The sequence below is a fragment of the Amycolatopsis sp. NPDC005232 genome (assembly GCF_040607795.1).
GTDB lineage: Bacteria > Actinomycetota > Actinomycetes > Mycobacteriales > Pseudonocardiaceae > Amycolatopsis.
Map to the genome: position 1 here is coordinate 164317 of NZ_JBEXHL010000007.1, position 11526 is coordinate 175842.

Here is an 11526-nt window from a genome sequence, read left to right on the forward strand (position 1 = left end):
CCATTCGGCCGTGACTGTGGTCGGATCAGTAACGATCGGCACAGTAAGGTCGGCGGACGCGAATGACCGGTTGGGTGAGCAGAAGATGAGCAGTAGCACGCAGGAAACGACCGGCGAGGACCGGGCGGAGGCCGCGCGCGTGCGCGTCCGCGAGCTGATCGCCGCGCTGCAGCCCGACGCCGTGGACAAGCGCCCCAACAAACGCGGCGCGCAGACCCGGGACAAGCTCGTGCAGGCGGCCACGGCGTGTTTCTCCGAGTACGGCTACACGCGCACCCGCGTCTCGGACATCACCAACCGGGCCGACACCGCGCAGGGCAACTTCTACCGCCACTTCACCAGCCTCGACGACATCTTCCTCGCGGCCCTGCAGCCGGCGCTGGAAGAACTCGCCGCGGCGTCGGCCACCGCCCCACGCTCCGGCGACGAACAGCACCACCTGGTGGAGCAGACCATCGCGTACCTGCACTCGTATGCGCGCAACCGCCACCTCCTGCGCGTGATGCGTGAAGCCGCGGCGGCGAGCGAGAACGAGGGGTTCCTGAAGCTGTGGCTGCAGGTGCGATCCGGGTTCGTGCACCGCACCGAACGCTGGCTGCGACGGCTGCAAGAGAGCGGCGTGATCGAGGAAACCGACTGCGAACTGCACGCCGAGGCACTCGGGTCGATGATCGAGCAGATGGCCTACGTCCACATCGGACTCCTGCCCGTCACCCCGCGCCCCGAGCGCATCCAGGACCTCGGCGCGGTGATCGGCCAGATCTGGTACCGATCTCTACCGTTCGTGGCCGACCGCTAGACGGATCCGAGGCTTGGCCCGAGGATGGGTCAATGGCAACCACCGAGACCTGCGCGGATGCCCTCGCGGCCGCACCTCGGAATTCCGAGAGCCACGCGCGAGGCGATCTCGCACGCCTCGGCGGAGCCGAGGCCGACAACACGGCGGGGCGATGACCGGAGTCCTCACCCGTCGCGTGGGCCGCGCGGGCGAGCTGCTGCGCGCGGACGGTCCGTTCGCGCTGCGGATCGTGGTGACGGCGGCCGTGGCGTGGCAGATCTGCGTGTGGCTGGGCGCGCGGCAGCCGCCGGTGTACGCGGTGATCGTGCCACTGGTGTCCATGCGGGACGCCCCGTACTCGACGTTCAACGTGTCCCTGGCGCGCCTGGCCGGCGTGGTGTGCGGGCTGTCGATCGGGATCCTCGTGCTGCGCGTGGTCCAGCCCTCCGCCGGGGCGCTCGCGCTCGTGCTGGCGCTGGCACTCGCCGTGGGCATCGTGCTGCGGATCGGCGGCACGCTCAACATCCAGGTCGCCGTGTCGGCGCTGCTGGTGTTCGCCAGCACCGACCCGGACTCCTACGCCTTGTCGCGCCTGTGGGAAACGGCCGTCGGCGCCGGGGTCACCGTGGTGCTCGCGCCCCTGCTGCTGCCCGCGAACCCGGCCCGCACGTTCGTGAAAGAACTCCACGAGACCACGGCCGAGCTGGCGCAGAACATCCGGGCGCCGGCCAGTGAAGAAGCGGTGCGCGCGGTCGAGACCCGCGCCCGCGCGTTGCCCGGAAAGCTCGCCCTGGCGCGTAAAGCCGTGCGTTCCCACCCGTGGTGGCGCCGCACCGAGACCGACCATCTCGCCGCCCTCGTGCCCCTCGCCCGCACCGCCGCCGACATCGGCACCCTCGTGCGCATCCACTTCGAGGACACCACCGAACTCACCGCCCGCGGCGAACCGACCGACACGTCCGAAGTCGCGGGCCCCCTCTCCGACGCGGTGACCGCCGTCCTCAACGGCACGCCCGACCCGTCGGCCCTGGCCACCGCCGAAGCCGCCATCCTGCACAACGTCGAAACCGACGGCACCCGCCTCGGCGCGGTCGCTCGCCGACCTCTGCGGCGCATCGCCGCCCTCCTGCGCGAGCTGTAATTCGGCTCCGGCTCCGCCGGGGCGTGCGAGATCGCCTTTGAGCCGATCTCGCGGTGGGGTCGGTGGGGTGTCGAACGCCTACTGTGCCGGCGGTTGAGCAGGCTGCGAGAACCCCAGGAATTCCTGCTGTTCACGGTCGTAGCGTTGTGTGAGGCCGTTGCCGTAGCGGTCCCACCAGTTCTGGGTGTGCCCGCCCTGCGTGGTGGTCGTGGCGCCGTAGACGTGGCGGTCGTACTCGATGCGGGCGTCGTGGAAGTCCTGTTGGAACTGCTCGGGGGTGAGGCCCTGGATGTGCTGGACGGCAGCCGGGTCGAGGGTGCCCGCGCTGCGGACGATGTCGGCGCCGCCCATGTGGTTGAGGATGGCGCGCACGCCGCCGGCGCCGCGCATGTGCGCGCCGGACATCACGGCGGCCTGGGTGCCGGGGTCGGTGAAGTCGAGGGCGCCGGCCGTGCGGGCGTTGTCGGACATGAGGCGCGCGACGACGGCGTGCTCCTCGGCGCTGCCGATGCCGTACTGGTTGCGCGCGGCCATGATCTCGTCGTAGCCGTTGTGCATGTTCTGGCGGAAGCCGTAGACCTCGGGCACGCCGCCCTGTTCGCCGGTCGCGCCTTCCGACCGCATGATCGAGTCGACGACGCGATCGTCGAGCTGCGTCGGAGCGGCAGCCGGACCGGCAGCCGGTGCGGCCGCGCCACCACCAGCAGCAGCCTGGGTACCGCCACCAAGCCCCTGCGCCACGGCCGTGTCCGCGTCGGTGTACCCCTGCACCGCCGACTGGACCTTGCCGCTGACCTCGCCGATGAGGTTCACGAACTTGCCGAGCGAGGAGACCAGCTGCGACTGCAGCGTCGAGTTCGCCGCGGCCACCCCGCTGCCGATCCCGGCGAACGAGAGCGCGTCGATCACGAGTGACTCGAGGTCGCGCGTCGAAGACAACGCCGAGGAGCCCAGGCTCTCCACGTTTTTCACGATCGACGCAACTTCGGCCGGCAATACCCGGTAGCTTCCCGCTGTCATGCCTGCTCCGTCCGACTCGGCTGCTTTCCCGTCGAGAATTCCCCACCGACCGCGCCGGGCACACGGTCGAATTACCCACTCGCGGACCCCGCCCGTATCGAATCGGACCCGGGTGGGTATTTGTGGCATATGGAGGCGGACGAAACCCGGCACGAGCGGGTCGACGAGGAGATCGAGCGGCTGGACGAGAGGCTGTGGTCGGTCGCCCGCGCGCTGCACGCCGGCCCCGAGCCGGCGAACGCCGAGCACGAGGCCGTCCACGCGCTGACCGGCGAGCTGGCCGAGGCGGGCTTCGCCGTCGAGCACGGCGTGGCGGACCTGCCCACGGCGTTCACCGCGCGCCACGGCGAAACCCGGCCGTGCGTGGCGCTGCTGCTGGAGTACGACGCGGTGCCCGGCCTCGGGCACGCGAGCGGACGCAACCTCGTCGCGGCCGCCGGCCTCGGGGCCGCGCTCGCCGCGCGGGCCGTCACCGGCAACGAACGCGGCTCGATCCTCGTCGTCGGCTGCCCCGCCGCGGAACCGGCCACGGGCAAGGCCGCCCTCGCCGCCGCCGGGGTGTTCGACGACGTCGACGCGGCACTGGTTTTTCACCCCGGCACGCACTCCTGGACGTGGGCGCCGCTGACCGCCCGTACCGACGTGCGAGTGACCGTGCACGGCCGCGCCGCGCACCCGACCGCCGAGCCGCGCCGCGGTGTCGACGCGGTGGCCACGCTCGTGCAGACCTTCACCGCCGTCGCGGCGCTGCAGTCGCGGCTGCCCGCCGGCTTCCACGTGCAGGGCATCATCACGCGCGGCGGCGAGTCCACCGCCGTCGTGCCCGACCTGGCCGAGGCGTGGTTCGGGCTGTCCGCCCCGACCACCGCCGCGCTCGAAAAGCTGGTGTCCGACGTGACGGCGTGCGCCGAGGGCTCGGCCCTGGCCACGGGCGCGAAAGCCGAAACCGACCGGCTCGGCGCCGGCTGCGCGAACTTCCGCGACAACCCCGTGCTGTCGGCCCACTTCGCCCGCCACCTCGCCGCGCGCGGCATCCACGCGACGCCGCCGGACCCGGGTGTGTTCCCCGGCTCCTCCGACGTCGGCGACGTGAGCCTGAAGGTGCCCACGATCCACCCCTTCGTCTCGATCCTCGATCCCGGCCACGCCGAGCGCACGCCGGAGTTCGCCGCGGCGGCCGCGTCCCCGCGGGCCCATTCGGTGCTCCTCGCGGCGGCCGCGGCGCTCGGCAGGACCACTGTGGACCTGCTGGCGCACCCGGCGCTGGTGAGCCAAGCGTGGGACTGCTTCGCCGACCAGGCCCGGGCCGAGCGCACGGGCTGACCCCGACAAGGGACGCGGAAAGGACCACCATGGCCGACGTGCTCACCTTCGGGATCGAAGAAGAGTTCCTCGTCGTCGACGACCGGGGACGCCCGGTGCACGCGGCCGACGCCGTGCTGGACTCGGCCGGCGACAGCGGCGTCGGAGACCTCCAGCAGGAGCTCACCAAGTCGCAGGCCGAGACCGCGACCGGCATCTGCGTGACCCGCGACGAAGCCGTCGAGCAGCTGCGGGCGATGCGCACCTCGCTCGCCCGCGCGGCCGACCGGCGCGGGCTGCGGATCCTCCCCTGCGCGAGCCCGCCCGTCTCCGCCGGCGAGCTCCCGGCCATCACCGCGACCCCGCGCTACCGGCGGATGGCCGCGCACTTCGGCGCCACCGCGCCGACCACGCTCACCTGCGGCTGCCACGTCCACGTCGCCGTGCCCGACCCGGAGACCGGCACGCGAGTGCTCGGGCACGTGCGGCCGTGGCTGCCCGCGCTGCTCACCGTCACGGCCAACTCGGCGATCGCGGACGGCATCGACACCGAATACTGCAGCTGGCGCAACCAGGAATGGGCGCGCTGGCCCTCGGCCGGGCCCCCGCCGCGCTTCGCCTCGCACGCCGACTACGAGGGCGTCGTGGACGCGTGGCTGCGCGCGGGCGCGATCCTCGACCGCGGGATGGTCTACTGGGACGTGCGCCTCTCGGAGGAGCAGCCGACGATCGAGTTCCGCGTCGCCGATGTCGCCGCCACCGCCGAAGAGGCCACGCTGCTCGCCGTGCTGTGCCGTGCACTCGTGGCCACGGTGCTCGAAGCCGGCGATCCCCCGCGCCTGTCCAACGAGGTGCTGCGCGGCCAGCTCTGGCGCGCTGCCCGCGAAGGCGTCACGGGCCATTGCCCCGACCCGGCCACCGGCGACCTGCTGCCTGCCGTGGAGGTGCTCAAGCGGCTGGCCGAGTTCTGCGCGCCCGCGCTCCGTTCTGCCGGGGACACCGAGTTCGTCCGCGAAGGCCTCGCGCGGCTCGCTCGCGATGGCGGCGGAGCCGACCGCCAGCGCCGGCTCTTCGCCGAGCGGGAGAACGCCGCCGACGTCGTCGACCAGTTCGCCGTGGGCGCCACAGAACCGAGACCGGCAACGGCCTGACCCGCCCGGACGGTGGCCGCGCCCACACACGGTTACGATGAGTGTTCAGCTTTCAAGTCCCGCCCCAGTCCCCGGCCCCAGAGGAAAGGCAGGAACATGCCTGTCGAGCTCCGGCCCGCCGGCCCGGTGCGAGTGCTGCTCGTCGAAGACCACGACATGGTGGCCCAGGCTCTCGAGCTCGCCCTGCAACGCTCCCCCGCGATTTCCGTGGTCGGGCGCGCCAGCTCGCGCGAGGCCGCGACAGCCGACACGGCCCGGCTGCGGCCGGACGTCGTGGTGCTCGACCGGCGTCTGCCCGACGGCGACGCCGTGGCCGCGATCGGCGACCTTGCCGCGCTGGGCTCGCGCGTCCTCGTCCTCACCGGCGACGCCACCGCGGCCGTCGCCGCGCGCGTGGCCGAGGCCGGCGGTCAGGGGCTGCTGCTCAAGTCCGCGCCGCTGGACCAGCTGGAGTCGGCCGTGCAGCGCGTCGCCGAGGGCGAGGTCGTGTTCGACGCCGCCCTCCTGCCCGGCGTGCTCGACCGGCTCACCGGCCGGGCCCGCGGCAACGGCTCGGCGCTGACCGCGCGCGAGCGCGAGACGCTGCAACTGCTCGCGGAAGGCGCCAGCACGGAGGAGATCGGCGACCGCCTCGGCGTCACCCGCAACACCACGCGCAACCACGTGCAGCGCGTGCTGGAGAAGCTCGGCGCGCGCTCGAAGCTCGAAGCGGTCGCCCTCGCACGGCGTGAGGGCCTGCTCGATTGATGCACCTGCGTCAGTGACGCGGTGTTGATCTGCGTCTGCCACACGATGGGCGTTTCGCGCAGAGTGGCGACGTGGAGGTCCCTGCGCCCGTCGATGCCGAGTGCGCGCTGCCCGAGTCGGTGGCCGGTCTCGCGCTCGCGCGCGACTTCACCCGGGTGACGCTGACCGGCTGGGGTTTCGGCGCCGTGGCCGAGGACGCCCTGCTGATCGTGACCGAGCTGGCCACCAACGCCGTGCAGCACGGCGAGGGGAAACCCGTGCTGCGGCTCAAGTACGGCGACGCCGTGGTCCGGCTCGAAGTCGCCGACGAAAGCCCGGCGCTGCCCGCGACCCGCCCGCCCGGCCCGGACGGCGGGTGGGGCCTGCGGCTGGTGCAGGAGCTCTCACTCGAGTGGGGCGTCGCGCCCTGCGCACGAGGGAAGGTCGTCTGGTGTGAGCTGGGCCGGGTTCCTCGCGCGTGAGCCAAAAGCTGCTCCGCTGACGTGGATGGGGCAGAGTTGGGGCATGGACGAACCCGCCGGCGACGACCTCGGCATGCTGGTGCGCGGCGTTCTCGACTACGCGATCTTCATGCTCGACCCGACCGGCCGCGTCGTCAGCTGGAACGCGGGCGCCGAACGCATCAAGGGCTACCGGGCCGAGGACATCATCGGGCAGCATTTCTCCGTGTTCTACCCCGCCGAGGACATCGCCGCGCGCAAACCCGAACGCGAACTCGAAACCGCGCTCGCCGAAGGGCGGCTCGAAGACGAAGGCTGGCGCCTGCGCAAGGACGGCACCCGGTTCTGGGCCAACGTCGTCATCACCGCGCTGTTCGACGACGAGGGAAACCACCGGGGGTTCGGCAAGGTCACCCGCGACATGACCGAACGCCGTGCCGCCGAACAGGCCCTGCGCGAGAGCGAGGAGCGCTTCCGCCTGCTGGTGCAGGACGTGGTCGACTACGGCATCTTCATGCTCGACACCGGCGGCCACATCATCAGCTGGAACGCCGGCGCCCAGCGCATCAACGGCTACCGCGCCCACGAGATCATCGGCCGGCACTTCTCCGTGTTCTACCCCGCCGAGGACATCGCCGCGCGCAAGCCCGAGCGTGAGCTCGAAACCGCCCTTGCCGAAGGCCGGCTCGAAGACGAAGGCTGGCGCCTGCGCAAGGACGGCACCCGGTTCTGGGCCAACGTCGTGATCACCGCACTGTTCGACGACGCCGGCAACCACCGCGGCTTCGGCAAAGTCACCCGCGACATGACGGAACGCCGCATCGCCGAAGAAACTCTCGGCGAGCGGCGCCGGCTCGTCGGCCACCTCGTGGACGCCCAGGAGGTGGAGCGGCGGCGCATCGCATGGGACGTGCACGACGACTCGATCCAGTCGATGGTCGCCGTCAGCATGCGGTTGCAGCTGCTGGCCGACCGGCTGCCCGAGGAGCACCGCGAGGGCGTGCACACGCTCGACGAGTCGGTGCGCGCGGCGATCGGCAGGCTGCGCACGCTCGTCTCCCGGCTGCGTCCGCCGGACCTGGACCGCCACGGGCTCGTGGTGGCGCTCACCGGTCACTTCGAAGAGGTCCTGCCCGGCTGGGGGCTGGCGTACACGCTGCGCCACGACCTCACGGCCGAGCCCACCTCGGAAGCCGCCGTGACGGGGTACCGGATCTGCCAGGAAGCAATCACCAACGTGCACAAGCACGCCCGCGCGTCGCGAGTGGAGGTTTCGTTGTCCACAGTGGATAGTGGCACGCTGTTCCGCGTGACCGACGACGGCGTCGGCACCGCCGTCACCGGTACCGACCCCGGCCGCGACCACTTCGGGCTGATCGAGATGCGCGAACGCGCCGAATCGGCCGACGGCTGGTGGTCGATGTCCAGCGAACCCGGTGAAGGGACGACCGTGGAGTTCTGGCTGCCGAGCGCCCCGGACGAGCAGCGGTGACCGGCCCCCTGCACGTCGTGATCAGCGACGACGACGACATGATCCGCGACGCTCTGCGCGAGGTGCTCGACGAGCAGCCCGACATCGAGGTCGTCGGAGTCGGACGCGACGCCGAAGACGCGATCACGCTCGCCGAGCGCCACCGGCCCGCCGTCGCGGTGCTCGACGTGCGCATGCCCGGCGGAGGCGGGGCCCGCGCCGCGCGCGAGATCGCGGCACGCTGCCCGGGGACGGCGGTGCTCGCGTTCTCCGCCTACTCCGACCACGCGTCCATGGCCTCCATGGAGAGCGCGGGCGCCGTCGAGTACCTCGCGAAGGGTGTGCCGAACCGCGAGATCGTCGCGGCGGTGCGGCGGCTGGCCGGACGGTAGCCGCGCGCTCACGAGGGGTTCCGGTCCCCGGGACCGGCGTGCGTCCGATCGGAGCCACTGTGCACCGGATCGCCCGTGTGGCAGGAAATTCACCCGAAAATGGGGTGTGACGCGACCCGGAACCGAGTAGCCGTCGCTCGCCCCTGGGCGATCCCCTTCCCCGGCGACAGAGAGGGTGTCCGTCGTGAGCAGCTTCGTGGATGCGGACCTCGGCGTGGACCACGGCTTCGACCGCGCGTTGCGCGGCTACCTCTCCCGGGTGGCCGCCGCGGTCGGCGTGGGACTGGAGTCCTGCACGGTCGACCTCGACGTGCCCGTCTCGGCCTACGTCGCCCTCGACCGGCGGCTCGAGCGGTTCCCCGACCGGGACCTGGCGCTGCTGTGGGACGAGGTGCACGGCTGGTCGGCGGCGATCGAGGCCTCGTGCGGGGAGGACCTGATCGTGCTGGCCTACCTCGACGGTGACGACGTGCTCGCCGAGCCCGCCGCCGTCGAGTGCTTCCTGGGGGCGCTGCGCGCGGCCGACCACTCCCTCGGCCACCCCGACCCGCGCAAGCTGCGCCGCGCGGGCGGGCACGACGAGCTGCTGGAACGCCTGGCCTGACGCGGGGTGATGCGTCGGCGCGGGCGAAAGCGGGTAGTCCCCGGTCGGGAAAGGAGCGCGTCATGGCACCGAAACGGCCCGTCTGGAGCGGCTCGCTGACCCTCGGCCTGGTGACGGTGCCGGTGCGGCTCTACAGCGCGATCGAGGACCACACCGTGCACTTCCGCCAGTTCGAGCGCGGCACGAGCGACCGCATCCGCTACCGGCGGGTGAACGAGCGCACCGGCGACGAGGTGGAGCTGGCCGAGATCGTGAAGGGCTACGAGCTCGACGACGGAGACTACGTGCTGATCGAGCCCGAGGAGCTCGACGAGATCGCCCCCGGGCGCAGCAAGTCGCTCGACGTGGAGGCGTTCGCCGACCTCGCCGACATCGACCCGATGTTCTTCGACCGCACCTACTGGCTCGCCCCCGCGAGCTCCGACTACGACAAGCCGTACTCGCTGCTGCTGACGGCGATGGCGAAGACGGACAAGGCGGGCGTGGCCAAGTTCGTGCTGCGCGGGCGCGAGTACCTGGCGCTCGTGCGGGCCGGCGACGGGGTGATGCTGCTCGACACGCTGCACTTCGCCGCGGACCTGCGGGATCGGGAGAAGTCGCTGCCGGACCTGCCGGAGAAGGCGCCGGCGCGCGGCAGGGAGTTCGACATGGCCGTGGACCTCATCGAGGCCTTGACGGAGGACTGGCGGCCCGAGGACTACCGCGACACGTTCACCGACCGCGTCCACGAGCTGATCGAGGCCAAGCGCAAGGGCGACAAGGTCACGCCGGCCACCGAAGCCGCGGAGCCGACGAAGGTGGTCGACCTGTTCGAGGCCCTGCAGCGCAGCGTGAAGAACGGGAAACGGCGCGGCAAGAAGGAGAAGGGGCCGCAGCTCGCGGATCTCACGAAGGCCGAGCTCGACGAGCTGGCCAAGGAACGCGAGATCAAGGGCCGCTCGAAGATGAAGCGCGCGGATCTCGAACGGGCGCTGGAAGAGGCGTCCTGACCGTCCGCGGAGGACACCGGGAGTTACCGGGGTTGCGCGAGCAGCCAGTCGAGCGCGGTGGGCAGCGCGCTGAGCACCGAGATGTGCCCGTCGCGGGGCCGCAGCCACAGCTGGGCGTCGGGCAGGTGGGCCAGCAGGTGCTGTGCGTGCGACGCGGGGACCACGCGGTCGGCACCGCCTTGCACCAGCAGGACCGGCGTGCGCACGTCGGCGAGCTCGAAGCCCCAGTCCGATGCGTAGGCGACGTCGTCGTCGACCTCTCCGTCGTGGCCCGCACCGCCGGCTTCCCCGGCGTCGGCGCCGAGCGGTCCCCACGCGCCTTCCAGCGCCGCCCAGTCGGACGCGACGAAGCTCTCCGGGTCGAACTCGTGCGTGAGCGCATGGGCCATCCGCGCTTCGCGGCCTTCGCGGGCCGCGCGCAGCGAAGTCGGGTCGGCCATGCCGGCGAACCAGTCGAAGTCCTCGGTGTACGGCGCGACCCCGGCCAGCGCCACGGCCGCGGTGACGCGGTCCGGCAGCTGCGCGGCGGCCGCCAGCGCGTGCGACCCGCCGCCCGAAGCGCCGACCACCGCGAAGCGGCCGAGACCCAGCGCGCCGGCTGCCAGGCGCACGTCCTCGGCCGCGGACCCGATGGTGCGGCCCGGCACCGTGCTCGACCCGCCGTAGCCCGGGCGGCCGTAGGAGACGACCCGGATCCCGCGGGCGTCCGCGGCCTGCAGGACCGGTGCCAGCAGCGCTCCGGTCTGCGGCGTGCCGTGGAGCCAGACCACCGTGAGGGCGTCGCCGCGGCCGCTGTCGTGTACGCGCAACACGCGGTCGCCGGCGAGGGTCAGATCGTGTGAGGTCCCCATGCGCCGCGACTCTAGCGGCCCGCGCGCGTGAGGGAACGGCGTTCACGGGGTACCTCGCGAGGTATGGACTCAGACGCGCACCCCGACCTCCGGCTCGACGACACCGCGGCCGAGCACCTCGAACCCGACCGCGCGACACTGGACGCGGTCGGCAAGATCACCGAGGCGCTCGAGACCGTCGAGATCGCTCGCGGCCACCTCTACGAGTTCCACCAGCTCACCGGCGCCGCGGACCGCAAGCTCGCCGACGGCATCACCATGCTGCGCGACGCGGGCCACGCCGCGCACGCCGACCGGCTCACCGAGCACCTGCTGGGCCGCAACGTGCTGCACGGGCGCTGGACGTTCCAGATCGTGGAGGAGTACGACACCACCTACTACCGCGCGTTCCACGACCACGAGACTCGCGTGCGCGCGCTCACCCGCGGCGTCCGCCACCTCGCCGAGGCCCGCGTGAAGCGCGAGAGCCGCACTCCCGGGCTGGCGGGCCACGAAGCCACCCCGAACTCCTCGGACTGAGCCACCGTCTCGAACCCCCACCGCGCAAACCCACCGCTTGAACCTGCAGCGCCTCGGAAACGACGCGGCACAAGCCTTCCCGCTAAGGTTTCGGTGAACCGACCGCGCGAGTGGAGGCACC

The 11526-nt window shown here is 72.2% G+C and carries 13 protein-coding genes; 11 read left to right on the plus strand and 2 right to left on the minus strand.

Going from position 1 to position 11526, the window contains the following annotated elements; genetic code table 11:
* Positions 1-85 precede the first annotated feature (85 nt).
* Both ABZU76_RS15955 and ABZU76_RS15960 read left to right on the plus strand, forming a co-directional pair.
* Positions 86-799: a TetR/AcrR family transcriptional regulator gene (locus ABZU76_RS15955; protein WP_354869651.1), complete on the plus strand. Its 714-nt coding sequence runs from the start codon at positions 86-88 to the stop codon at positions 797-799.
* 151 nt (positions 800-950) lie between these two features.
* Complete coding sequence (locus ABZU76_RS15960) at positions 951-1919, plus strand: aromatic acid exporter family protein (protein ID WP_354869653.1); 969 nt, start codon at positions 951-953, stop codon at positions 1917-1919.
* Positions 1920-1997: 78 nt separating this feature from the next.
* Here the strand turns inward: ABZU76_RS15960 and ABZU76_RS15965 are convergent, their stop codons facing one another.
* Positions 1998-2939 (minus strand): hypothetical protein, encoded by a 942-nt coding sequence (locus tag ABZU76_RS15965; RefSeq protein ID WP_354869655.1) that lies wholly within the window; start codon positions 2937-2939, stop codon positions 1998-2000.
* 129 nt (positions 2940-3068) lie between these two features.
* Between ABZU76_RS15965 and ABZU76_RS15970 the strand changes: the two genes are divergently transcribed.
* The 8 genes from ABZU76_RS15970 to ABZU76_RS16005 all read left to right on the plus strand — a co-directional run bounded on the left by ABZU76_RS15970 (position 3069) and on the right by ABZU76_RS16005 (position 10035).
* Positions 3069-4262 carry an amidohydrolase gene (locus ABZU76_RS15970; protein ID WP_354869658.1) on the plus strand — a complete coding sequence of 398 codons (1194 nt, stop codon included), beginning with the start codon at positions 3069-3071 and terminating at the stop codon, positions 4260-4262.
* Between the two features lie 29 nt (positions 4263-4291).
* Positions 4292-5392 carry a glutamate--cysteine ligase gene (locus ABZU76_RS15975; RefSeq protein WP_354869660.1) on the plus strand — a complete coding sequence of 367 codons (1101 nt, stop codon included), beginning with the start codon at positions 4292-4294 and terminating at the stop codon, positions 5390-5392.
* A gap of 96 nt (positions 5393-5488) precedes the next feature.
* Entirely contained in the window at positions 5489-6139 is a 651-nt protein-coding gene (locus ABZU76_RS15980) for a response regulator transcription factor (protein ID WP_354869663.1), read from the plus strand.
* A gap of 71 nt (positions 6140-6210) precedes the next feature.
* Positions 6211-6600 (plus strand): ATP-binding protein, encoded by a 390-nt coding sequence (locus tag ABZU76_RS15985; RefSeq protein WP_354869666.1) that lies wholly within the window; start codon positions 6211-6213, stop codon positions 6598-6600.
* 43 nt (positions 6601-6643) lie between these two features.
* Positions 6644-8071, plus strand: a complete 1428-nt coding sequence (locus tag ABZU76_RS15990; RefSeq protein ID WP_354869669.1) for a PAS domain S-box protein — start codon at positions 6644-6646, stop codon at positions 8069-8071.
* Positions 8068-8442, plus strand: coding sequence for a response regulator transcription factor (locus ABZU76_RS15995; RefSeq protein WP_354869671.1), 375 nt, complete (start codon positions 8068-8070; stop codon positions 8440-8442). The genes ABZU76_RS15990 and ABZU76_RS15995 overlap by 4 nt, the downstream gene beginning before the upstream one ends.
* A 184-nt stretch (positions 8443-8626) precedes the next feature.
* Positions 8627-9046 (plus strand): DUF6292 family protein, encoded by a 420-nt coding sequence (locus ABZU76_RS16000; RefSeq protein ID WP_354869673.1) that lies wholly within the window; start codon positions 8627-8629, stop codon positions 9044-9046.
* A gap of 62 nt (positions 9047-9108) precedes the next feature.
* Positions 9109-10035 (plus strand): Ku protein, encoded by a 927-nt coding sequence (locus ABZU76_RS16005; protein ID WP_354869676.1) that lies wholly within the window; start codon positions 9109-9111, stop codon positions 10033-10035.
* 23 nt (positions 10036-10058) lie between these two features.
* Here the strand turns inward: ABZU76_RS16005 and ABZU76_RS16010 are convergent, their stop codons facing one another.
* Positions 10059-10886, minus strand: coding sequence for an alpha/beta hydrolase (locus ABZU76_RS16010; RefSeq protein WP_354869678.1), 828 nt, complete (start codon positions 10884-10886; stop codon positions 10059-10061).
* A gap of 63 nt (positions 10887-10949) precedes the next feature.
* Here ABZU76_RS16010 and ABZU76_RS16015 point away from each other — a divergent pair, with 63 nt between their 5' ends.
* A complete protein-coding gene (locus ABZU76_RS16015; RefSeq protein ID WP_354869680.1) occupies positions 10950-11405 on the plus strand; it encodes a hypothetical protein in 456 nt (151 codons plus the stop codon).
* Positions 11406-11526 lie beyond the last annotated feature (121 nt).

Bases quoted from the DNA above. Each gene is read 5' to 3' on its own strand.
- ABZU76_RS15955 (WP_354869651.1), top strand. From the start codon at position 86: ATGAGCAGTAGCACGCAGGAAACGACCGGCGAGGACCGGGCGGAGGCC.
- ABZU76_RS15960 (WP_354869653.1), top strand. From the start codon at position 951: ATGACCGGAGTCCTCACCCGTCGCGTGGGCCGCGCGGGCGAGCTGCTG.
- ABZU76_RS15965 (WP_354869655.1), bottom strand. From the start codon at position 2,939: ATGACAGCGGGAAGCTACCGGGTATTGCCGGCCGAAGTTGCGTCGATC.
- ABZU76_RS15970 (WP_354869658.1), top strand. From the start codon at position 3,069: ATGGAGGCGGACGAAACCCGGCACGAGCGGGTCGACGAGGAGATCGAG.
- ABZU76_RS15975 (WP_354869660.1), top strand. From the start codon at position 4,292: ATGGCCGACGTGCTCACCTTCGGGATCGAAGAAGAGTTCCTCGTCGTC.
- ABZU76_RS15980 (WP_354869663.1), top strand. From the start codon at position 5,489: ATGCCTGTCGAGCTCCGGCCCGCCGGCCCGGTGCGAGTGCTGCTCGTC.
- ABZU76_RS15990 (WP_354869669.1), top strand. From the start codon at position 6,644: ATGGACGAACCCGCCGGCGACGACCTCGGCATGCTGGTGCGCGGCGTT.
- ABZU76_RS16005 (WP_354869676.1), top strand. From the start codon at position 9,109: ATGGCACCGAAACGGCCCGTCTGGAGCGGCTCGCTGACCCTCGGCCTG.
- ABZU76_RS16010 (WP_354869678.1), bottom strand. From the start codon at position 10,886: ATGGGGACCTCACACGATCTGACCCTCGCCGGCGACCGCGTGTTGCGC.
- ABZU76_RS16015 (WP_354869680.1), top strand. From the start codon at position 10,950: ATGGACTCAGACGCGCACCCCGACCTCCGGCTCGACGACACCGCGGCC.